The 23,636-nt window shown below is 63.0% G+C and carries 19 protein-coding genes; 9 read left to right on the top strand and 10 right to left on the bottom strand.

Going from position 1 to position 23,636, the window contains the following annotated elements; genetic code table 11:
- The 9 genes from AC1DVM_RS09295 to AC1DVM_RS09335 all read right to left on the bottom strand — a co-directional run.
- On the bottom strand, positions 1-1,877 hold a 1,877-nt coding region (locus AC1DVM_RS09295), incomplete at its 3' end, for a DNA translocase FtsK (RefSeq protein ID WP_477253920.1).
- 204 nt (positions 1,878-2,081) lie between these two features.
- Positions 2,082-3,635, bottom strand: coding sequence for an acetolactate synthase large subunit (locus AC1DVM_RS09300; RefSeq protein ID WP_477253974.1), 1,554 nt, complete (start codon positions 3,633-3,635; stop codon positions 2,082-2,084).
- A 31-nt stretch (positions 3,636-3,666) separates the two neighbouring features.
- Complete coding sequence (locus AC1DVM_RS09305) at positions 3,667-4,746, bottom strand: ABC transporter ATP-binding protein (protein ID WP_477253922.1); 1,080 nt, start codon at positions 4,744-4,746, stop codon at positions 3,667-3,669.
- A complete protein-coding gene (locus AC1DVM_RS09310; protein ID WP_477253924.1) occupies positions 4,743-5,723 on the bottom strand; it encodes an ABC transporter ATP-binding protein in 981 nt (326 codons plus the stop codon). The genes AC1DVM_RS09305 and AC1DVM_RS09310 overlap by 4 nt, the downstream gene beginning before the upstream one ends.
- A 10-nt stretch (positions 5,724-5,733) precedes the next feature.
- Positions 5,734-7,170, bottom strand: a complete 1,437-nt coding sequence (locus AC1DVM_RS09315; RefSeq protein ID WP_477253925.1) for an amidohydrolase family protein — start codon at positions 7,168-7,170, stop codon at positions 5,734-5,736.
- 21 nt (positions 7,171-7,191) lie between these two features.
- Positions 7,192-8,784 (bottom strand): ABC transporter substrate-binding protein, encoded by a 1,593-nt coding sequence (locus AC1DVM_RS09320; protein ID WP_477253927.1) that lies wholly within the window; start codon positions 8,782-8,784, stop codon positions 7,192-7,194.
- Positions 8,785-8,812: 28 nt separating this feature from the next.
- On the bottom strand, positions 8,813-9,700 hold the full coding sequence (locus tag AC1DVM_RS09325) for an ABC transporter permease (protein ID WP_477253928.1): 888 nt from the start codon (positions 9,698-9,700) through the stop codon (positions 8,813-8,815).
- Positions 9,697-10,638, bottom strand: coding sequence for an ABC transporter permease (locus tag AC1DVM_RS09330; protein WP_477253929.1), 942 nt, complete (start codon positions 10,636-10,638; stop codon positions 9,697-9,699). The genes AC1DVM_RS09325 and AC1DVM_RS09330 overlap by 4 nt, the downstream gene beginning before the upstream one ends.
- A gap of 9 nt (positions 10,639-10,647) precedes the next feature.
- Positions 10,648-12,294 (bottom strand): amidohydrolase, encoded by a 1,647-nt coding sequence (locus AC1DVM_RS09335; protein ID WP_477253931.1) that lies wholly within the window; start codon positions 12,292-12,294, stop codon positions 10,648-10,650.
- A gap of 485 nt (positions 12,295-12,779) precedes the next feature.
- Between AC1DVM_RS09335 and AC1DVM_RS09340 the strand changes: the two genes are divergently transcribed.
- The 9 genes from AC1DVM_RS09340 (at position 12,780) to AC1DVM_RS09380 (ending at position 21,589) form a co-directional block, all read left to right on the top strand.
- Complete coding sequence (locus tag AC1DVM_RS09340) at positions 12,780-14,165, top strand: FAD-binding oxidoreductase (protein WP_477253932.1); 1,386 nt, start codon at positions 12,780-12,782, stop codon at positions 14,163-14,165.
- 46 nt (positions 14,166-14,211) lie between these two features.
- A complete protein-coding gene (locus tag AC1DVM_RS09345; RefSeq protein WP_477253934.1) occupies positions 14,212-14,787 on the top strand; it encodes a cupin domain-containing protein in 576 nt (191 codons plus the stop codon).
- 321 nt (positions 14,788-15,108) lie between these two features.
- Positions 15,109-15,987, top strand: a complete 879-nt coding sequence (locus AC1DVM_RS09350; protein WP_477253935.1) for a LysR family transcriptional regulator — start codon at positions 15,109-15,111, stop codon at positions 15,985-15,987.
- A gap of 135 nt (positions 15,988-16,122) precedes the next feature.
- Positions 16,123-16,929, top strand: coding sequence for a carbon-nitrogen hydrolase family protein (locus tag AC1DVM_RS09355; protein ID WP_477253937.1), 807 nt, complete (start codon positions 16,123-16,125; stop codon positions 16,927-16,929).
- 12 nt (positions 16,930-16,941) lie between these two features.
- A complete protein-coding gene (locus AC1DVM_RS09360) occupies positions 16,942-17,613 on the top strand; it encodes an RraA family protein (RefSeq protein WP_477253939.1) in 672 nt (223 codons plus the stop codon).
- Positions 17,614-17,652: 39 nt separating this feature from the next.
- Positions 17,653-18,693, top strand: coding sequence for an ABC transporter substrate-binding protein (locus AC1DVM_RS09365; protein WP_477253940.1), 1,041 nt, complete (start codon positions 17,653-17,655; stop codon positions 18,691-18,693).
- Between the two features lie 101 nt (positions 18,694-18,794).
- On the top strand, positions 18,795-19,904 hold the full coding sequence (locus tag AC1DVM_RS09370; RefSeq protein WP_477253942.1) for an ABC transporter ATP-binding protein: 1,110 nt from the start codon (positions 18,795-18,797) through the stop codon (positions 19,902-19,904).
- The gene (locus tag AC1DVM_RS09375) at positions 19,901-20,785 is read left to right on the top strand and encodes an ABC transporter permease (RefSeq protein WP_477253943.1); all 885 of its coding nucleotides are present in this window, start codon (positions 19,901-19,903) and stop codon (positions 20,783-20,785) included. Before AC1DVM_RS09370 ends, AC1DVM_RS09375 begins: the two co-directional genes overlap by 4 nt.
- A gap of 9 nt (positions 20,786-20,794) precedes the next feature.
- Positions 20,795-21,589, top strand: coding sequence for an ABC transporter permease (locus AC1DVM_RS09380; protein WP_477253945.1), 795 nt, complete (start codon positions 20,795-20,797; stop codon positions 21,587-21,589).
- A gap of 79 nt (positions 21,590-21,668) precedes the next feature.
- Here the strand turns inward: AC1DVM_RS09380 and AC1DVM_RS09385 are convergent, their stop codons facing one another.
- Positions 21,669-23,636, bottom strand: coding sequence for a glycosyltransferase family 2 protein (locus AC1DVM_RS09385; RefSeq protein WP_477253947.1), 1,968 nt, complete (start codon positions 23,634-23,636; stop codon positions 21,669-21,671).

A 23,636-nucleotide genomic window follows, 5' to 3' on the forward strand; every position in this document is an offset into this window, starting at 1 on the left:
ATGACCACGATATAGGGCAGCGGCTCGAGATCCATGATCTCGTCCTCGTAGACCGCCTGTCCGGTTTCCTTCTCGAAGCCGGTCTGCACCGTGCGGGTGATGACCTCGCCCTTGGCCTTGGCCTCCGAGACGCGGATGTTGAAGCCGTCGATGTTGCGCACGCCGAGCTTCGACATCTTCTTGTAGCGGTCCTCCATCTCGCGCACCGCCCAGCGAAGCGCGATGATGGCCTTCTTCGGGTCGGTGACGACCGGCGTCAGCAGGTGCGGGATGCCGTCATAGACGGACAATTCGAGCATCTTCGGATCGACCATGATCAACCGGCATTGCTGCGGCGTGAAGCGGTAGAGCAGCGACAGGATCATGGTGTTGATGGCGACCGACTTGCCCGAGCCGGTGGTGCCGGCGACGAGCAGGTGCGGCATGCGCGCGAGATCGGCGATCACCGGTTCGCCGCCGATCGTCTTGCCGAGGCAGAGCGGCAGCTTCAGTCGCGACGCCTTGAAGTCTTCGCTTTCCAATTGCTCGCGCAAATAGACCGTATCGCGAACCTCGTTGGGCAGTTCGATGCCGATGGCGTTGCGACCCGGGATGACCGCCACGCGCGCCGACACGGCGCTCATGGACCGGGCGATATCGTCGGAGAGCGCGACGACGCGCGCGGATTTCGTTCCGGGTGCCGGTTCGAATTCGTAGAGCGTTACGACCGGGCCCGGTCGCACGTGGATGATCTCGCCCTTGACGCCGAAATCGCGGATCACCTTTTCCAGATGGCCGGCTGATTCCTCAAGGATGTCTTCCGTCAGGAGCGGACCCTCGGTGACGGGAGCTTCGGCCAGATAGGCGAGATCCGGCAATTCGTACGTGTCCTCGTGCCGGAGCGCGGAGCGTTCCGATGCGAGCGACGGTGCGGTGGGCACCGTGGCGGGCAGATGGACGCGCACGCGCGCCATATCGGCAATGATCTCGGGAACATGGATGGGGTGCAGCACGACCTGGGGCACGATCGGGACGGGCACGATCGGGACGGGCACGATCGGCTCGGCGGGCGCCGCGTTGTCGTAGAGCCACAAGAAGTCCGCATCGTCGGCGGTAATTGCCTGAACGCTCGCGATGGGTGCGTCCTCGTGGAAGGCATGAACTTCCTCGATGTCGAAGGCGACATCGGGTTCCCGAGCCACAACCTCGACGGGTTCGGCTAAACCAACAGGAAAGCCCGGTCCCGCGTCGAAATCGTCATCCCAGGTCGCAGCCAGCGACAGGATCTCAATGGAATAGCGCCCGCAGAGCCAGCCGAATGAGGCCGTCGCGCGGGACTCGGCGCTCGGCTCCGGCGTCGGCGCAACCACCTGCCGGTGGGACCGGGTCAGAACCGGTGCCCGCCTGTCCTCGGCGGAAACCGGCGGCGATGGCTCGCGCGAGGCATCCTGCAAGGCCTTGATTCTGGCATCCAGGATTTCGCCCTCCCCTCCGGCTCGAGCCGGGCTTCCGAAGACCGACCGAAGTCCGGCGATCCGGCTTGCCACCGGGTTGTCCGGGGTGGCGCCGATTGCGGCCGGGTCCGCGGCCACGTCGCGCGGCTCGAACGTGCTGGTCACGGCCTCCACGATGGCCGAGGCCTTGGCGATGGCGGTAGCCGGATCGGGCGCGACACGACGCGGCGTGCGGCTCGAGCGGACATTCTTGTCGACGGCGAAAGCCTGCCACCATCCGGGCTCGGGGAGCCCCGCTTCCGACCACGGCGTCTTCCAGACGCTCGCCTGCACCTCCTGACGGATCCCGGTCGTCAGGGGCGCGCCGTCAAGCTGCCTCGCGTCGCGGGAAGGCGCGTCCTGGGTGGGCTGGGGGCCGGAAATCGGCAGATGGTTCGGTCGCATGATCTCGAGAGACTCCAAGGGAACGCGAAGACTCACGAGCCGACGCTTGGAGGCACCTTCGCCCCGACAGGTAAAAAGTCGGTTAGGGACGAGCCCCTCATCGGTCCGACCCGCCCATAAATTCGGGCCGGCGGAAGCTGCCGTTGGGGCAAGAATGCCCCCCTCGGGCGACCGCCCAAGAAGGCCGGGCCGGGCCCTGCGGCCCTAGAGCACAGCCTCGATCAGGAAAGGACCTTTGCGGGACAGCGCGCCGGCGAAGAGCTTCACGAACTCCTCGACGGTCGTCGCCCGGCCGCCCTCCACGCCCATGCCCTTGGCAAGGCTCACCCAATCGAGGGCGGGCTCGTCGATGTTGAGCATGCGTCGGGCGTTGCGGCCGAATTCGTTGACGCCGACATTCCTCATCTCGCCGTGCAGGATCGCGTAGGTGCGGTTGGAGAACACGATGGTGACGATGTCGAGGTTCTCCCGCGCCTGGGTCCAGAGCCCCTGCACGGTGTACATGCCGCTGCCATCGGCCTGCAGGCCAATGACCTTGCGGTCGGGACAGGCGACCGCGGCCCCTGCCGCCAGCGGCGTTCCAATGCCGATCGCACCGCCGGTGAGCGAGAGATAATCGTGCGGCGGCGCGTTGTCCGAAAGCGCGAAGAAGCGCCGCGCGGAGGTCAGCGACTCGTCGCACACGATGGCGTTCTCGGGCATCATCCGGGCAACCGCGATGGAGATCGCATCCTCGGTCAGCGCGCCACTCGGCAGAATCTCATCGTCGGACGGCAATTTCGGCGAACTCGACGCTGCGCCGGCCTTGGCGCCCAGTTCGTCCGCCAGCCAGGCGAGCGCCTCTTTGAGGTCCTGGCCCGGCCGCGCCAGTTCGAGGATTTCGCAATCGTCGCGGGTCAGGATACCCGGCTTGCCCGGATAGGCGAAGAAGGCGACGGGGGCCTTCGCGCCGACCAGGATGAGGACGTCGATGTCCTGCAGGGCCGCCACCGCCTGATCGACGGGATAGAGCACCTTCGTCACCGAGACGCGACCGGCGCCGCGTTCGATGCGGCCGTTCGACGTCTGCGCCAGCAAACGGACGCCCGCCGTCTCGGCAATGCGGCCGGCAATCTCGAGAGCATCCGCCCGCAGCGCGCGGCCGGTCATCAGAAGCGCCGTGCGCCGCCCCGCTTTGATGGCCTCGACCGCATGGCGCATGATGTCGCCATCGATCGCTTGCGGCTCGGGCAAAACGGCGCGCGTGACGGGCGTGTCGGCGATCTCGCCCCAGGCGGCGTTCGCGGGCAGGATCAGCGTTGCGACACCCGGCAGCGACATGGCGGCCTGGTAGGCCGCGGCCGTATCGGGCCCGACGCTTTCGGGATCGGCGATCCGTCGCACCCATTGCGACATGGGGCGCGCGAGGCTTTCGATATCGCTCGTCAGCGGCGCGTCGTGCTGGAGGTGATAGGTCGCGTGATCTCCCACCACGTTAATCATCGGCGTGCGGGCGCGCCGGGCGTTGTGGAGATTGGCAAGGCCGTTTGCGAGCCCCGGCCCGAGATGCAGCAGGGTCGCCGCCGGCTTGTCCGCCATCCGCGCGTAGCCGTCGGCCGCGGCCGTCACGACGCCTTCGAAGAGGCCGAGGACGCAGCGCATCCGGGGCTTGCGATCCAGCGCCGCCACGAAATGCATTTCCGACGTGCCGGGATTGGCGAAGCACACATCCACGTCATTCGCCAGCAACTCGTCGCAGAGCCGATCCGCACCGTTCATCATGTTCTCGTTTCGTGTTTGCAATCGATCGTCAGACCGTGGAGGCGACCGCATCGCGCTTGCGCGCGTAAAGGTCAAGTCTTGCCTGAAGGCGCGGGCGGATTCCGTATCCTTCCCGGAAGCGCGTGAAATCCGGCACCGTCTCTGCAAAGTGGCAGGCCGCGAGGTGGCCCGGTCCGATCTCCCGAAGCGCCGGCACGTCCTGACTGCACACCGGCTGCGCCAGCGGACACCGGGTGTGGAAGCGGCAACCGCTCGGCGGGTTGAGCGGGCTCGGGATATCGCCGCCCAGGGTGCGCGAGGCGCTCCGGCGGGTCGGATCCGGCTCGGGGGCGGCGTTGAGCAGCGCCTGTGTGTAGGGGTGGCGCGGATTGGCGTAGAGCGTCGCCTTGTCGGCGGTCTCGACAATCTGACCGAGATACATCACGGCGACCCGGTCCGACACGTGTTTGACGACCGCGAGCCCATGCGAGATGAACAGATAGGTCAGGCCGAATTCCCGCTGCAGATCCTTCAGAAGATTGATGATCTGCGCCTGGATCGACACGTCGAGCGCGGAGACCGGCTCGTCGCAGACGATGAGGCGCGGCGATACGGACAGCGCCCGCGCAATGCCGATGCGCTGGCGCTGTCCGCCCGAGAATTCGTGCGGATAGCGCGAGGCGTGATAGGGCGCGAGATCGACGAGGCGCAGCAATTCGCGGACCCGGTCGCGCCGGGAGGCCCYGTCGCCGACGTTGTGCACGACCATCGGCTCCGCGATGATCTCCTCCACGGTCATGCGCGGATTGAGGCTCGCATACGGGTCCTGGAAGATGATCTGCATCTCGCGGCGCAAGCGGCGCAACTCCGCGCGCGGCGCATGGGTAATGTCCTGCCCGTCGTAATGGATCGATCCGTCGCTGGGTTCGATCAGCCGCATGGCGAGGCGCGCCGTCGTGGACTTGCCGCAACCGCTCTCGCCCACCACGGAGAGAGTCTCTCCGGGCATCAGCTTGAAGCTGACGCCGTCGACTGCCCGCACCGTCCCGACCTGTTTGCGCAGAACGAGGCCCTTGCGGACGGGGTAGAGTTTCTTGACGCCCTTCAGCTCCAACAGCGGCTTGGTCATGCATGTTCCTCCAGCGGCGCGTTCCAGCAGGCAACCGAATGCGAGCTGGAGATTTCCGCGAGCGCGGGCTGGCTGGCGCGGCATTCATCGTCGGCGAAGGGACAGCGCGGGTTGAACCGGCATCCGACCGGCAGGCGAAACGGCGGCGGCACGACGCCCGAGATGGCCACAAGTCGATCCACGTCATCCTCCATGCGCGGCATCGATCCGATCAGACCGATCGTGTACGGGTGTTGGGGATCGTCGAAGATGGCGCCCACGGGCGCCCGCTCGACGATCTTGCCCGCATACATCACCGCGACGTCGTCGGCGACCTGCGCCACCACGCCGAGATCGTGGGTGATCAGAATGATCGCCATGCCCGTCTCGGCCTGCAGGTCCCGGAGCAGGTCGAGGATCTGGGCCTGAATGGTCACGTCGAGGGCGGTGGTCGGCTCGTCGGCGATCAGCAGATCGGGTTCGCAGACGAGCGCCATGGCGATCATCACACGCTGGCGCATGCCGCCCGAGAGCTGATGCGGAAACTCGTCGAAGCGCCGCTCAGGCGATGGAATCTGCACTTTCCGCAGCGCCTCGATCGCCTCCGCGCGCAATTCCCGTGCGGAACCCTGGCGATGGGCGCGGATCGCCTCGATGATCTGGAAACCCACGGTATGGACCGGGTTGAGGCTCGTCATCGGCTCCTGGAAGATCATCGAGATGCGATTGCCGCGCATGTCCCGGATTTCGGCCGGCGAATATTTGAGAATATCCGAGCCCTGGAACAGTATCTCCCCGGCGGCGATCCGGCCGGGCGGCGGCACGAGGCCCATGATGGACAGGGACAACATGCTCTTGCCGCTGCCGCTTTCCCCGACGATGCCGAGAGTCTTCCCCCGCTCGACGGTGAGCGAGATGCCATCGACCGCCTTGATCGGCCCGTTGCGGGTTTGAAAGCCCGTGGTAAGGCCCCGAATGTCGAGAATGGGTGCGCTCATGCGATGACCGTCAAGCAACGGGGAACGTCAGCGGCGCGTAGTCGGTCACCGGGCGATTGCACCAATCCCGGGCGGGTGCCGCCGCCTCTGTCCGCTTCTGCGCCTCGTGCAGCCGCGCGGCGGCCGCGGGATAATCGAACGCCAGGACCTGTCCGTCCTCGACGACCCGACGGCCATCGACGAAAACGGTGCGAACCGCCCGTTCCGCCGCGGCGTAGATCAGGCTTCGCACCGGATCCCGGCCCGGCTGCATCATCGGGTGCTTGATATCGACCATCACCATGTCGGCCTTGCAGCCTTCGGCGAGGCGCCCGATATCGTCCCGCAACAATGCGCGGGCACCCCCGATGGTAGCGGCGTCGAAGATGTTCGTCGTCGTCACGGTGCGAGGATTTTCCGCCATGAGGCGGGCCACATAGGCGACGGAGCGCATCTCCTCGAGCATGTTGTGCGGATAGGTGTCGGTGCCGATCCCGATATTGACGCCGGCGCGCAGATAGCGGCCGACATCCTTCAGCGCGATACCGCGGCGCAGGAAAACCGTCGGGCAATGGGCGACCGTCGTGCCGGAATCGGCGAGCAGCGCCAGATCGCTGCGGCTGTGCCAGGCGTTCCGCGCATAATCATCAAGGAAAATTCCGTGCCCGACGATGCTCGTGTCGCCCAGGACGCCGAGTTGATCGAGCCACTGAATCGGGGTCACGCCGTGGCGGCGCGTGATCTCGTGGAATTCCACGGTCGATTGCGCAGCGTGGATCTGCCACGGCAATCCTCTCCTCCTTGCTTCGGCGTGGCTGTCCCGGATCAATTCCGGCGTGCAGGTATCGATCTGCGACGGCGCGACCATGCCGCTCAAGCGACCGCTCGGATGAGCCTGCGCCGTCTCGATGAGCGCAAGCGCGTCGGCCATGGCCTTCTCGCCCGCTTTCGCATCCCACTCATATTCGACCAGATAACCGTTGCGCGTGAACCAGCGAGCCGAGCGGAACATCGGCGCCAGACAGATGCGCATCCCGCTCTCGACCGCGAGATCGAGCCAGGCCGGATGCGCGCCCGACATGTCGGTCAGCGTCGTGACGCCAGAGAGCATGAGTTCGGAATAGCCGACACGGACGCAATCGGCGACCGCGTCCGAGTCGGGGCCGAGGATGGCCATGTATTCGTAGAGCGATGAATTGTAGAGCGCCGGCGAGCCGAGTTCATCGAGGAAACCCTTGTTGATGGGCTCGCTCGCCGGGTGCGAGTGAATATTCACGAGGCCGGGCATGACCATGAAGCCGCGTCCGTCGATGGTTTCGTCGGCGGGGCCCTCATAGCCCCGCCCCGCGAACACGATGGCACCGTCCCGGAATGCGACATCCCCGTCGGGAATATAGGTGTGCCGGCTTTCATCGGCGTCCCAACCGACGACGAAGGACGCATTCCGGATAACGGTGGTGGTGGTCATGATGGCCTCGTGAATGTTGGTTCAGCGCTTGAGCTTGAGATCGAGACCCTTGTAGAGGCCCGCCCCGTAGAGACCGTGCGGCTTGGCGCCTTCGACACGCTCGCCGGAGACCAGCCACATGGGTTCTGACACCAGTGGTACCCAGACATTGGCCTCGGTCAGCTGGCGCTGCACGGCGCCGTTGGCCTGAACCCGCGTCGCCTCGTCCGTCGACGTGGTGGACTTGGCGATGAGCGCGTCGGTTTCCGGGTTCTTCCAATTCATCCGGTTGGGCGTCGGAGCCTGGGTGCTGCGGAAATAGAGGTTCAGGGCCTCGTTGGCAGTGACGGCCGGATAGGACATCAGGAAGGCGTCGAATTCCTGCGTCGCAAGCTTGCCCCAACCGACGGTCGCATCCCAAAGCTGGATGTTCATTTCGATTCCGACCTTGCGCAGGTCCGCCTGCATGGCCTCCGAAATCCGCGGGTTCGTCGCGTTGCGCAAACCGTAGACCAGGAAGGACGCTTTCTTGCCGTCCTTCTCGCGGATGCCGCCGGCGGCGACCTTCCAGCCGCTGTCGTCGAGCAACTTGGCCGCGGCCGCCGGGTCGAATTTCGGCATCAATTCGGCTGATTTCTTGTCGAAATCCAGAATGCTCGGATTGAGCAGCGAATGGAGGGCCGTGCCCTTGCCGAAATAGACCGCCTTCGCGATGGCGTCCCGGTTGATCGCCATGTTGGCCGCGCGGCGGATGGCCTCGTCGCTGACCACGGGCTTGTCGACCTTGAAGCCCATGAAGGCGTCATAGACGTAGTTCTTCTGCTGCTGCACCTGGGTGCCCGGAACGCGCTGCATCGTGTCGATGGCGATGTAGGGCATGTAATAGGTGATGTCGGCCTGCTTGGCCTGCATGGCGGCCATCAGCGTGTTCTGCTCGGGAATGACCTTCCACACGATCTGATCGATCTGCGGCTTCGGATCCTTGTAGATGTCCGGACCCCAGTTGTAATGCGGGTTCTTCTTCAGCACGACTTCCTGGCGCGGAGTCCAGCTCACCCAGCAATAGGGCCCGGTGGCGTTGAAGCCCTGCACGCCGAAATTCTCGCCGAGCTTTTCGACCGTGTTCTTGTCGACGACCGACGCGAAAGAGAGGCCGAGCTGGGCCAGGAGATCGCTGTAGGGCTCTTTCAGCTCGTACACGACCGTATAATCGTCAGTGGCCCTGACGTCCTTCAAGGGACCGGCCCGGTTGGCAACGGGCGAGCGGCTCGCCGGGTTGGTCCAGCGCTTGATCGAATAAACCACGTCCTCCGCCTTCATGGGACGGCCGTCGCAGAACTTGACGTCCTCACGCAGCTTGAACGTATAGGTCTTGCCGTCGGGCGAGATGTCCCACGACTTGGCGAGCAACGGGCGCACCGTCTTCATGTCGAAATCGATGGCCACCAGCGTGTCCGCCAGCATATAGGCGACTTCGGCGGCGGATGTGGCGGTCGAGCGGATGGGATCGTAATTGTCGGCGTCGATGACGCGCAGGATCACGAGCGGGTTCGGCTGCTGCGCGATGGCCGGCACGGCTCCGATGCCCAGGGCGGCGGTTCCGGCGATGAGCGCCGATTTCAACGATGGATGCATAGCTCTCTCTCTTCCCTCTGTGAGTTGGTTATTTGTGGAGCTTCGGATCGAGCGCATCGCGAAGGGCGTCGCCAAGGACGTTGAACGCGAGAACGACGATGAAGATGAGCAGGCTCGGCAGAACCGAGACGTGCGGCGCGAAGAACAGGAAGTTGCGCCCCTCGGAGGCCATGGCGCCGAGTTCCGCCGTGGGCGGCTGCGCGCCCAGGCCGATGAACGACAGGGCGGCGCCCAGAAGAATGACCTGCCCGAACCGCAGCGTCACGAAGACGAAGATCGGCGACAGGCAATTGGGCAGCAGATGCTTGAGGATGAGCCGCGCATCGGTCATGCCGAGGGATCTCGCACTCTCCACGAAATCCTGCTGCAGCACGACGATCGCGGCACCGCGCACGACGCGCGCCATCAGCGGCACGGTGGCGATCGAGAGGGCGATGATCACCGAGGTGAGCCCGGGACCGAAAATCGCCGCGATGGCAAGCCCGAACAGGATGGCGGGAAAGGACAGCAACACGTCCATCAGCCGCATCAGGATCCCCGACGCCCGGGTGTAATACGCGGCGGCAAAGCCGATCACGCCGCCGATGCTGCAACCGAAGATGACTGACGTGAACCCCATGAACAGCGTCGTGCGCAGGCCGTAGAGCAGCCGGGTGATCATGTCCCTGCCCTGCCCGTCGGTCCCCAGAAAATCCTCCAGCCCCGGCGGTTTGAGCATGCTGGCAAGGTCGCCGCCGTAAGGATCGCTCGGCGCGAGCCAGGGTGCGAACAAGGCCCCCAGCAAGACCAGCACGACGGTCACGAGCGCCACGCAGGCGCTGGGCTCCCGGGCGAGAAGCCAGAGCACTGACGGACGGCGTGCGTCGTCGGCGGGTTGCGACACGGCGACGTTGGACATAGCGGCGCTCTCGCTCATGCGCTCCTCACTCTCGGATCCAGCACGGCGTAGAGGACGTCGACGACGAGGTTGACGATGATGAACCCGAGCGACAGGACGATGATCGTCCCCTGCGCCATCGGGAGATCGCTCGACAGGATGGCGCCCACCGCGAGACGTCCGATTCCCGGCCAGCTGAAGACGGTCTCGGTGACCACCGCGCCTCCGAGCAGAAATCCGATCTGCAATCCGATGAGCGTCACGACCGGGACGAGAGCATTGCGCAAGGCGTGACGCGAAACGACCTGGCGCTCCGGCAAACCCTTCGCGCGGGCAGTCCGCACGTGATCGGCGCCCAGCACGTCGAGCACGGACGAGCGCGTCATCCGCGCGACCGGCCCAACGAAAACCCCGCCGAGCGTCAACGCTGGCAACACGATCGCCCTGATGCCCTCCCAGGTCCAGAGCGGTCCGCCCCGTCCCGTGAACGGGAAGATCTGGTATTGGAAACCGAGGAGCCAGATCAACACCAGGCCGAGAAAGAACACCGGGATCGAAACGCCCGCGACGGAGGCGGCCATGATGGTCCGGTCGAGCAGCGTTCCGCGGTAATAGGCGCCGATCGTTCCCATCAGGATACCGAGCGGTATGGCCCAGACGAGCGATGCCAGCATCAGTTCCAGCGTCGGGCCCACAGTGGCGCCGAGTTCCTGCGTCACCGGCACATTGTTGATGATGGAAACGCCGAGATCTCCCTGCACCAGCTTCCCGATATAGATCAGGAATTGTCGCCAAAGCGGCTGGTCGAGTCCGAGATCGCGGCGGATCGCCTCGATGACGTCCATCGTGGCGGTGGGCCCGGCGCGGACGATGGCCGGGTCCGTGGGCACCACCTGCATCAGCACGAAGCCGAGCAGAAGCACGCCGAAGAGCACGGGAATGGCGAGCAGGAGGCGCTCGGCGGTGTGTCGCAACATCGATGCGGCCTATTCGGCTGCGCGAGCGAATTGGCCCGCGCGATCGAACACCACTTCGCCGTTCAGAATCGTCATGTCGCAGCGAACGTTCATCTCGAGCTCACCCGGATCGCAGGCGAAGATGTCCTGCGACAGGATGGCGACATCGGCATATTGGCCCGGAACGAGCCGGCCCATGCGATCCTCGGCGAATTGCGTGAATGCGCCGCAATAGGTGTAGGCATGCACCGCCTCCTCCATGGTCAGGCGCTGCTCGTCCCCGAGGACGGTGTGGTTTTTCGATTGGCGGGTCACCATGGTGAAGAGGTTCTTGAAAGGATCCGTGTTGCAGACCGGCGCATCCGAACTCGCAGCCGGATGGAGGCCGGCATCCAGCCATTTGCGCATGGGATAAGACGCGTCGGTGCGCTCCTGTCCGACATTGCGGATGTAGAGGTCTCCGAACTCGTAGATGAAGAGAGGTTGCGGCACCGGATCGATCCCGGCAGCGACCATCCGCTCAAGTTGCCCGTCGGTCAGAAAGCCGCAATGCTCGATGCGATGGCGGCGGCCGGCGATGGGATTGTCGGGCGTACCGGCATTCTCGATCCCCGTGAGCACCTGCTCGATCGCCGCGTCGCCGATCGCGTGGATCGCAAGCTGATAGCCGAGCCCGTGATAATGCGCGAGCGCGCGGTGCATCTCCTCATCGGTGAAGCAGAAGATGCCGCGATTCTCGGGATCGCCGACGAGATAGGGCTCGGTCATCGCAGCCGTCAGGCCGCCCGCGCTGCCATCGCCAAAAACCTTCATGGCGCCGTAGCGCAGGATGCCGACCTCGCGGCCGAACCGGTAGCCGGCCGCGTGCGCCTCGTCGCCGATGCCGTCGGGATTTCCGTAGATGCAGACCCAGGTGCGGACCGGAAGGCGCCCCGAGTCCGCAGCCTCTTCGTAGGCCGCGATCTCCTCCATCCCGGCGAGCATCCCGACGCCCGCGTCCATGACGCTGGTGAAGCCCTGCGCGAGCATGTACTGGCCGGCGGTTTCGATAGCCCGGATGAGCTCGTCCCTGGTCGGTTTCGGCATCGCGTTGACGATGGGCCGCATGGCGAGTTCGGCCAGCAGCCCCGTCAGCGTGTTGTCGCGGCGCTCGATGAGGCCGCCATCCGGACTTGGCGTGTTGTGGCCGATGCCGGCCGCGCGCAAAGCCTGCGTATTCGCAACGCCCACATGTCCGCAGGTGCGCTTGATGTAGACGGGATTGTTCGGTGCGATCCGGTCGAGTTCCTCGATGGTCGGATGACGTCCCTCGGCCAATTCGTTGTGATCATAGCCGCGACCGGTGACCCATTCGCCGGGCTGCTTCGTCTTCACGGCGTCCGCCAGCCGCCGACAAATCTCCCCGACGCTGCGCACGCCTTCCTCGACGCGCAGATTGACCTCCGTCATCGCAATGCCAACCGGGAGCAGATGCATATGCGCATCGTTCAATCCCGGAATCGCGACACGGCCAGCCAGATCGATCACGCGTGTCCGCGGCCCGCGCAAGGCATCGATCTCCGCGCCCGTTCCTGCCGCGAGCACACGTCCATCCCCGATGGCGAGGGCCTCCACGAAGCCGGTGTCCAATCCGGTAAAAACGCGGCCTCCCGAAATGATGATGTCTGCTTGCGACATGGTAACTTTCCGTCCTCTGGGCACCCGCGAAAGGCCCACTGATGATTTCGTGCTTGTGGCGATACGGCGAAAATCTGCTTCGTCCGCAGGGCGGTTCCCGCGGTTGCGATCCGGCCTTCCGGCGTTGATCTATCGAATTCGCCGGACAGGTCGCGGTGTCCGCACCCATGACCGGACGTATTGCATGAAAGAATTTCCCCGTGCCGATATTAATGTTCCCTAACGTCAGCTTTGCTCAAGATTTTGAGCATAGCAATCAACCGGGAGTAGAACGAGCTCGACAAAGCCCGAACCGACCCGTTTTGCCCTGCAAATCAGCTTTTCGATGAAGATCTAGGCGACATCCTGCGTGCGCGAGAGGCAGATTGGCGGCCTCAAGGCACTGGTCTGCCCAGTCCCGGCGTGTATAGAATATTGAGCAACCTGCTTCTCTTGAATCGCCCCATGTGCAGACAATCCATCCCAGGCCGTCAGGGAACGCTCGAATGACCAAAGCAACCGCCGCCCTCCTCAGCGCGCTTGGCGCCGACGTCGTGAGAACCGGCCCCGATATCCCGGCGCGAAACCATGCGGACGCAAGCCAGCAGGCTCCGGTGTCGCCCGCGGTTCTCCTTCTTCCCCGCAATACCGAGGAGGTCTCGGCCTGCCTTCGAATCTGCCATGGACTCGCCCAACCGGTCGTGGTGCAGGGCGGCATGACGGGTCTGGCGGGGGGCGCGCACCCTCAGCCGGGAGAAATCGCCCTGTCGCTCGAGCGGATGGTCGGGATAGAAGAACTCGATATCGACAGCGGAACGCTCACGGCGTTGGCGGGCACACCGCTCGAAACCGTCCAGGCGGCGGCCGAAGCGGCGGGCCTGATGTGCGGGATCGATCTCGGCGCGCGCGGCACCTGCACCATTGGCGGCAATGTAGCGACCAACGCCGGAGGCAACCAGGTCCTTCGCTACGGCATGACGCGACACAACGTGCTGGGACTCGAAGCGGTGCTGGCGGACGGGCAGATCGTGCGTTCGCTAAACAAGATGATGAAGAACAACGCCGGCTACGACTGGACGCAGCTTTTCATCGGCAGCGAAGGCACGCTCGGCGTCGTCACCCGCGTCGTCGTGGCCTTGCACCCGCGCCCTCGGGGCATTCAATCGGCCCTCTGCGGCGTGGCAAGTTTTTCCGACGCGTTGACCATCCTGCGGCGTCTCGATTCCGTGCTGCCCGGTCGCCTTCTCGTCTTCGAGGCGATGTGGCGGGAATACATGGAGGTGGCGACGAACAGGTGCGCCATGAGCCGTCCCTTCGCCGACAAGCACGAAATCACGCTGCTCATCGAAGCCGCCATGGGCGACGATCCCTCGGGCGAAGAGCTGTTCGCCGAGACGCTCGCCGCCCTGATGGAGGACGGTTTCCTGAACGACGCGCTCATCGCGCAGTCTGAAGGGGACAGAAAGCGGTTCTGGTCCTATCGCGAGGCCGTATACGAATATGGTCGCGTCTTGCCCAAAGGCCCGCAATACGACGTGAGCATTCCCCTGCCGCGAATGGCCGAGAGCGTTGCGCTCCTGCGCGAACGGATCGCCGCTCGCTGGCCGGACGCGCTGCCCATCGTGTTCGGCCATGTGGCCGACAGCAATATCCACATCGGCGTTTACGACCCCGGCTATGATGAGGAAATGGGATTGGCAATCAACGCCGTCGTGTATGGCATCGTGTCGGAATGCGGCGGCAGCGTTTCGGCCGAACACGGCGTCGGCACGCTCAAGCGGCCCTATCTGAAGTTCAGCCGCACTGAACCCGAACTCGCCCTCATGCGCTCCATCAAACACACCCTCGATCCCCTGAACATCCTCAACCGGGGTCGCGTGCTCGCCGAGTGAAGCGACACGACAGACCGAGAGCGACGCCGAACGATTGGACAAGCAGATGGATTTCGATGTTGGAGCGCGGCTGAAGGAAATCAGGACCGCGGCGCGCCTTTCCCAGCGCGAACTGGCCATACGCGCGGGGGTGACGCACGGCCTCATCGCAATGGTCGAGCAGAACAGGAACAGCCCCTCCATCGCCTCGCTGCGCAAGATTCTCGGCGGCGTCTCGATGACGATGGCGGATTTCTTTCAGGAGGAGACCCGCGAGCAAAGCAAGGTCTTCTTCGGTCCCGGCGACCTCATCGACCTGACCTCGAAGCTGAGCGACATCAACAAGCAGAAGAACAAACGGATGACACTCCGGCAGGTCGGCAATTCCCGCGAGCACGGATTGCAGATCCTGCACGAGCGCTATGAACCCGGTGCCGACACGGGCTCGTCAATGCTGGAACACAATTCCCACGAGGGCGGGATCGTCATTTCGGGAGCGCTCGAAATCACGGTGGGCGACCAGATCCAGATCCTGCGCGCCGGCGACGCCTACCTCTTCGACAGCCGGATTCCGCACCGCTTCCGGAATGTGGGGGAAGAAGTCTGCGAAGTCGTCAGCGCGTGCACGCCGCCATACCTCTAGGTCGCGGAATACGGACAGAGACTATGGGACGAGAGGTCGAGCGGCTAGCTAGTCTCATGATAAAGCGCTTGAGCTCCGATGGCGAACTCGCATTATTGCGGCTGCATGACCTGAGACGAACATTTGCGACCGAATGCACTGGCTATCATTCAACCTCAGATGCAATTCAGAACGGTGTGCTTGACCAACGAGCGTGACGGGTCCTTCATGACTTCGCCTTGTCGCGGACGGGTTGCTAAGGAAATGTAATTACGTCTTCACAACAGCTTTGCGGAAAATCTCGACAGCATGAACCTTCGATTTGTGGAAACCTTCCTTTGGGTGGCGCGCCTTGGCAGCTTCAGTGCTGCTGCGGAGCGGCTCAACACCACGCAGGCTGCCGTTTCCAACCGGATCGCCACCCTCGAACGGGATCTTGGCGTGCGCCTCTTCGACCGAGACGTGCGCAGCATCCGGCTGAGCGCGGTGGGCCAGCAGGCAGTGAGTAAAGCGGAGGAACTCGTCCGCATCGCCAACGCATTCCGTGAAACCGTAGGCGATCCGACATCATTGCGGGGCCTGATCCGCATCGGCACCATCGACTCAATCGTGCACGCGTGGCTCCCACAACTGATCGAGAGGATTCGCGAACGCTATCCAAGCGTGGCAATCGATCTCAATACCGATACAAGCCTGAACCTGGGGCGCGAGGTTGCGGACCGTAAAATCGATCTTGCGTTGATCATGGGCCCCGTTTTGGCTCCGGATCTCATCAATCTCGATCTCTGCACGTTCGCCTGCACGTGGCTGGCAAGCCCCAAGCTCCAGCTTCCGAGCGGCTGCTTGAGCGTCGCCGAGATCGCCCACCATCCGGTTCTCGCCTATTCGAAGGACAGTCTGCCGCATCACCGCGTGCTAAGACTGCTGGCGGATGCCGGAATTGAAGACCCTACGATCTACAATTCGAATTCGCTGTCGACAATCATCCGGCTCGCCAAAGATGGAATTGGCGTCACGCCGCTACCCACGGTCATTGTCCGCGACCAGCTTGAAGCCGGCAGTTTGGTCCAGTTGAATGTGAAACCCGCATTCCCACCGCTGGTCTTCCACGCCATCTACTTCGATCACCCCGACAACCTCATCTCAGCCGTGGTTGCGCGTATGGCGCAGGACGTTGCACATAGTTTCTCGGAAGCGCAGACTGACGGCGCGTCCTGGTGAACACCAGAGCCAAGCCATAACGTTACGTGTGCGGTGCGAAATACTAAAACTTGGGCTCCAGCAAAAGTATTTCGCGTTTGTACAAGTACCTCTCCGAAGGCTCTTTTCGCTTCCAGTATCCAAGGAGGCGGGAACATGAAAGTCAGTCTAATCCAGATGAATTCGGGCAGCGACAAGGCGGAAAATCTCAAAGCCGCAGAAGCGTTGATCGATCAAGCGGTGCGAAATGAGAGCCCTGATCTCGTCGTTCTGCCAGAATATTACGCCTTTCTCGGCGAGGGCCGAGAAAACATTCATGCCAGCGCCGAGACCTTTCCGGACGGTGAATCTTACCGGCTGATGTCGGATCTCGCCGCGCGTTACAAAGTGACAATTCATGCGGGCAGCGTGGTCGAGCGGGATGGTAATCATCACTACAATACCACATTGGTTTTCGGCCCCACCGGAACCGAGATTGCCCGCTACCGCAAGATGCACCTGTTTGACGTCGATATCGCCGGGGGCATCAGCTACCGGGAATCGGACACGATCAGCCGCGGCGAAGAGGTGGTGACCTATAAGGTCGGCGATACGACGGTTGGTTGCGCCATCTGTTACGATATCCGCTTTCCGGAATTATTCCGAAAACTCCGCGACAACGGCGCCGACGTCATCGTGCTGCCCGCCGCCTTCACGCTGATGACCGGCAAGGATCATTGGGAGGTTCTCGCGAGAGCCCGCGCGATCGAAACCCAGACCTACTTCCTCGCGGTAGGCCAGGTCGGCTCAAATTCCGACGGCAAGAAGTGGTGCTGGGGTCACTCGATGGTCATCGATCCCTGGGGTCATATCGTTGCCCAATGCTCCGATCGAGTCACCACCACCAGCGCGCGGCTGGAGCTCGACTACAACGCATTCGTCCGGGCAAACGTGCCTGTGGCGCAGCACCACGTTCTGGCTTGAGGAGGCCTGTCCATGTTTATCGTCAATGACATGCCAACCCAGATTTCTCCGCAGCTGGTGGCCCTGCTTGAAAAGGTCGAGACCGCGACCATCGGCCATTTCCTCCATTCGGGTTTCGTCGATCGCGAGTTGCGTGCCGTTCTGCCTGAAAAGCGCGTCGCCGGTACGGCCGTCACCATTCGGCTTCCTCATGCGGACAGCACCGCTCTTCACTACCTGACGAAGCTCGTCCGCCCCGGCGATATCGTGGTCGTCGAGCGCTGCGGCGACACGCGTCATGCATGCTGGGGGGGTGTCATCACGCACGCGATGAAGCTCGCCGGAATAACGGCGGGTATCGTCGATGGCCCGGCGACGGATTTCTCGGAAATTCGCAAAGTCGAAATGCCGATGTGGTGCCGCGGTCCGTCTCCGATCACCACCAAGATTCTCGGGCTCGAAGGCGCCATCAATGTGCCCGTTACCGTGGGCGGACAGGTGATCGAGCCGGGCGATGCGGTGCTTGCCGACGAGAGCGGCGTGATCGTGTTGAAGCCCTCGCAGGCAAAAGCTGTCGCCGAGCGTGCTCTTGGCATGCAGGAAGCGGAAATTAAATTGCTCGAACGGCTTCGGAACGGCGAAAAACTCCCGGACATTTCCGGCGCGACCCGCCTTGTTGACGAGAATACCCTTCGCGTCGTCTGACGCGGAGGTACCGACCAATAACAGAGGGAGATAAAAACGATGTCTAAACTGCGTACGTTGCTCGCCGTCTCCGGCCTGGCGCTGGCTGCCTCTTCGCCGGCCTTCGCCCAAACCGTCACGCTCGCCGCATATAGCGGCATCTTTCAGGATCATTACACCAAGGCAGTCGTCGAACCGTTCATGAAGGCGAACCCGAACATCAAGGTCGAATTCTACGGAATGCCCAATTCCGCGCAGATGCTCGGCACGTTGCGTGCCCAGAAGGCAGCACCGCAAATCGACGTGATCATCATGGACGTTTCGGTTGCCAAGGCGGGAACCGACGAGGGCCTGTTCGACAAGGTGGATGAGAGCGTTTCCAAAAACGTCGCCGACCTCTACCCCGCCGCCCGCGTCGAAGGCGTCGGCGGTGTTGCGGTGACATTCGACAACCTCGTTCTGCTCTATAACAAGGAACAGGTGAAAACTGCGCCGACCTCCTGGAACGCCCTGTGGGACAAACAATACGCCGGAAAAGTGACGATCCCGGCGGTGCCCGATATTCAAGGAACGACGCTGACCATCATCACCAACAAGATGGTTGGCGGGGAGGATTACAAGAAGAGCGTGGAGGCGGGGATCAAGAAGCTCGGCGAGCTTGCGCCCAACGTCCAGACCTGGGACCCGAAGCCTGACGTCTATACGCCTATCGCCAACGGGCAGGCGGCACTTGGCATCGGCTGGAACGCGCGCGCGCAGGTCTACGCGGACACATCCGGCGGAAAGCTGGGCGTCGTACTACCTGAGGAAGGCAGCGGATTCCAGATCAACACGATCAACCTCGTGAAAAATGCGCCGCAGAGTGCCGCCGCCAAGACCTTCATCGACTACGCGCTCAAACCCGAAACACAGGCCGCTTTCACGGAGAGGATGTTCTACGCACCGACAAATTCCAAGGCGAAGATCTCGCCTGCGGCTCTCGCCCGCACGGCGGCCGGCGCAATGGACAAGATGATTGCGATTGATTGGATCGCGGTCGCGGGCATTCGCGATGCCATCACCGAGCAATGGCGCCGGCGCATCATACCCCTCAGCCGGTAGAGCCTTTTCGTTGCGGGTGCATCCGGTGACGACACTTCGTTCGCCGGATGCATTCCAGAACAGACTTGCCGCAGCCTCATGGCTGCAGGGAGAACGCAGTGATGAAGCACAAGAATCTATCGGCAGCGGCCACTGCTTCGACCGATAGCGACACGCACCTCCGTCTCGATAGTCTCACGAAACGCTACGGTGACGCATTCGCCGTGGCGTCCCTCGATCTTGCGGTGCCGAAGGGAGAACTGGTGGCGCTCCTCGGGCCATCCGGCTGCGGCAAGACCACGACCTTGCGCATGGTCGCGGGACTCATTACGCCGAGTGCCGGTCGGATCGTCGTCGGCGGCAAAGACATCACGGTCATGCCACCTTACCAGCGCGACATGGGTCTCGTGTTTCAGAGCTATGCGCTGTTTCCGCATATGACGGTTGCCCGGAACGTGGCGTTCGGCCTCGAAATGCGTAACGTGCCAAAGGCTGAAATCGCCGTTCGCGTCAAAGAGGCGCTGGCGATGGTCCGCCTGGAGGCCCTCGCCGAACGCAAGCCGCGCGAGTTGTCGGGAGGGCAGCAGCAGCGAGTCGCCCTTGCGCGCGCGCTTGTCATTCGGCCATCCATTCTTTTGCTCGACGAACCGCTGTCCAATCTGGACGCCAAGCTGCGCGACGAAATGCGCAACGAGATCCGTGACATTCAGCAGAACCTCGGCATCACCGCCGTCTTCGTCACGCACGATCAGGTCGAGGCCCTGAGCATGTGCGACAAGGTCGTGGTGATGAAAGGTGGCAAGCTCGAGCAGATCGGCACCCCGGTAGAGGTCTATGAGCAACCCGCGTCGCCCTTCGTCGCGTCCTTCGTCGGGCGTACCAACCGGCTGGACGGAGTGGCGAAGGGCGAAGGTACGGTCCAGGTGGGCTCGATTTCGCTCAAGGTTCCGACCCGCGCCAGCGGCCCCGTCGAAATCATGGTCCGTCCGCACCGGATCCGTCTTGTCGAGGCTACGCCTGCACCTGCCGGAGATGCCGTCAACCAGGTGCACGGCACCATCAAGCGGGTCACGTTCGTGGGCGATCTTCTGCAGTATCATGTGGGCGTCGAAGGATCGGAGATCGTCGTCGAGGCCGCGTCCGATCATGGCCGAGGAATCCGCAATGTCGGGATGCCCGTGACCCTGGCCTGGCGCGTCGAAGACACGATGGTGTTCGGGAGGGACACATGAGCACCGCCGCGGCGGCTCATCCTTCCTATTCCGCGCCGGGGGTGACCCTCGGCAGAGCCGGTACCGCAACCCTGCTGCTGCTGCCGATCGCACTGGTCAACGCCATGGGATTCATCATCCCGGTGCTAAATCTTCTGCGCATGTCGTTCTATGAAGCGCTGGCCGGAGGCGGCATACGAGAGACGTTCACGCTTGCGAGCTGGACCGGGCTGTTCCGCGACGCCTTCTACGTTGATCTTATCGTCAACTCGATTCTCGTCAGCCTGTCGATCACCTTCGCGACCTTGATCGTATCTTATCCGATCGCGCTTTATCTCCACCGCAGCAGCGGCCGATGGCGGACATTTCTGACCGTCCTGGTGATCTCCCCGCTTCTCACGTCCGCGGTGGTACGCACGTATGGCTGGATCGCCCTGCTCGCTGATCACGGACCGATCGTCAGTTCTATCGCGGCGCTCGGTTTTACTTCGCCGCGCCTGATGTTCAACACCACCGGCGTGGTCATCGGCCTTACAGAGATCCTGATGCCGTATATGATCTTGTCATTGCTCGCGGGATTCGGGCGCCTCGATCCGCGCGTGGAAGAGGCCGCCATGACGCTGGGTGCCCGTCCGAGCCGAATATTCTGGCGCGTGATCTTGCCGCTGACGATGCCCGGCATAGCACTCGGGTGCCTGCTCTGCTTCGTCCTGGCGGTGTCATCCTTCATCACGCCGAAGCTGCTCGGCGGCGGGCGCGTCTTCTTGCTGGCGACCGAAATCTACGACCAAGCCATCGTGACCCTGAATTGGCCGCTCGCCGCCACATTGTCCATGCTCGTGCTTATCATCTTTGGCGCGGCGCTTGCCGTCTATGCCCGCGTCCTGCGGGTTATCGAATAGGGTGTTGCGATGGAAGCCGGTCAAACGTCCGTACCGATGAAAATCGTGGTTTTCATCCTGTTTCTGTTCCTGCTCGCCCCCGTGTTGTTGGTGATACCGATCTCTTTCAGCGGCGAGCAGATCCTGTCTTTTCCGCCTGAGAGCTGGTCGCTTCGCTGGTATGTCGCGCTGGCGCAGAATTCCACGATGATTTCGGCGTTCTGGACCAGCCTCCTCCTCGGAGCGATTGTGACGGTGCTGTCGCTCGCAGCGGCAATCCCTGCCGCCTACGTGATCGTTCGCTTGCGCACCAAAGGCTCGGAGTTTTTGTACAACCTCTTCACCGCGCCGCTCCTGCTCCCCACCATCGTGCTCGGGCTCGCCATCCTGATCGTGTTCGCGTCGGCCGGCTTTCTCGGCAGCTTCTGGGGATTGGTGATCGGCCATCTCGTCATCACGTTGCCCTACGCGTTGCGCGTGCTGGCAACGACGCTGAACAACATCCCGCTTTCCTGCGAAGAAGCGGCATCGACCTTGGGCGGAAGGCCGATTACGGTCTTCCGGCGCGTCACATTGCCGATGATGGCGCCCGGGATTGTCGCGGCGACCGCCCTCTGCTTCCTGGTATCGTTCGATGAAGTCGTGATAACGCTCTTCTTGACCGGCCCCCGGCTCACCACGTTGCCGGTGGAACTCTTCCACCACGTCGAGAGCCGCGCCGACCCCCTCGTGGCCAGTGTGTCGGTGCTGCTGATCCTTTTGACACTCGTTGTGGTGATGATCGTCGATCGCTCGGTGGGGTTGTCGAAGACCTTCGTTAAATAACGCCGTTCGCATCCGAGCCCGAAGCAACTGGCCCGTCGGGAGGCAGACTGGAGCGTGGGCCGTCAGGCTGCGCTCCCGTTCAAACGAGACCGAGACCTCGCCGAAGGGTTCCCACGAGGGCACCGGACATGCTCGCTTGGCGCGCGATACCGTCACGGGGCACCGAGAAGAGCCATGCGACGAGAGCCCTGTGCTGAGCGGGGGCGGTCAGCAGTTCCAACTCCGTCAGGGTGCCATTCCGCCCGATGACGCGCGCCTGCGTCCAACCGGCTGCCGGCAGGTTCAAAATCACGGGCGCGCCGCCCTCCCCTACCTTGTCGTGCAGCCTTATGAAAGCGCGCGAGGTGGAAGTCGCTTCAATGGTGCAGGGGAGCGTCCTGCCGTCGACGCTGATCATCGTCTGCTCACGGGTCTCGAACATCTCTTCCCCCCGGGGATACTCGAAACAGACCAGGAAGGAAATGAAGGTTAGAAGCATCGAAACGCCGGCCCAGATAAGGTTGAACTGATCCATCGGCGAAACTTCGGAGCTCGCCTCCGGAGAAAGAAAGGCCCACGCGATGCTTCCAGCCGAGAGAAGGGACATGCCGCCGAACAGGGCGGCGAGCTTCCAGCGGACTCTCATGACGGAGCGATCGCCGCCCTTCTCGGTCACCTTGAAGGGACGACCGAATGGCTTCACCGCGGCGACGATAAGTGTGGCGGTGATGGCCAGGGCCGTGATGGTGTGGGTGACTTCCATGAACATGGGCAAGGTTCGCGATCGCGACACCCAGCCGTTGTAGCTCCAGACGGCGAGGAGCATGGGCAATCCGTATCGGAGGAAGGCGAGATAGTCCGCCTCGAATGCGGGCAGGTCGAAGAACCAGTAGACGGCCGGCGCCACCAGCATGAGAACGATGAACGGCTTGCACAACCAGTTGAGGACGCCGTGCAGGAAATGGAGCCTCTGCAGGATGGTGTAATCCGGTCCTCGCAGAGGTCCTGTTTCAAGCAGCGCGACCTGGATGGTTCCGAGACACCAGCGGGTGCGCTGCGTGATGTATTCCGGTAGCCCCTCGGCGGAAAGGCCGACGCTCAGGCGTTCGTTCAGCCAGTGGGTCTCGTAGCCGTGGCGCATCATGGCGCAGGAAAGATTTAGATCCTCGCAGATCGCATCGTCGGGAAAGCCGCCGATCTCGGCGAGCCTATCGCGCCGCACAAGAAATGACGTTCCCACACAGAAAGCGCTGCCCCACGCGTCTTTCGCGGGTTGGAAGATGTCGAAGAATATGCGCTGGTCATCGACCCAGCTACGGGTAATGCCGAGATTGTGCTGAATCGGATCCGCGTTAAAGAAGAATTGCGGCGATTGCACCACAGCGGCCTTGGGGTCATCGAAGAGGCCCACCATCCTTGACAGCATGTTCGATTGGGGCGCGAAGTCGGCGTCAAGGACGAGGATCAAAGGTGCGTTGGTGAACGTCGAGGTCACACGCAGACCGTTGTTTAGATTGCCACCCTTGGCGCCGATATTGTCGAGGCGGGTCAGATAGCTCGCGCCGATCCCCTCGCAATATGCGCGCAGCCAGTCCCGGCGGGTGTCGTCCAGGACCCAGACAGTCTTCGGGCCGTAGTCGAGTGCCATCGCCGCGATGATCGACCTTTCGAGGACTTCCAGGGGCTCATTGTATGTGCAGATGAAGATGTCGACCGCGGGCCAATCGCCAGCCGCAGTCAGGCGCGCCTCGGCGGCGTCAGCCTGGGCCGAACGGTCCTTTGCCCTGAAGAGGATGACAATGGACATGAGGGTATAGACGATGGCGATCGCCTCGAACGTGAAGAAGAGGTAGGGCCAGAGCGATCCCGCCGTGGCTTCTAAGGGAGGCAGCGTCTCGTTCCAGCGCCACAAAGCGTAGATGATCATCAACGTCGCCGTAAGGCCGCCAAAAACGAACCTGTCGAGCGCCTTGCCGGGATGGAGAAGGCGGCTCAAGCCGTAAAGAGCGAGCAGGACCGTGAGGTCGAGCGCGAGCGTCGACAATCCGTCGCTGGAAGATGGAAACAT

The sequence above is a fragment of the Microvirga sp. P4_A5 genome, from assembly GCF_056402495.1.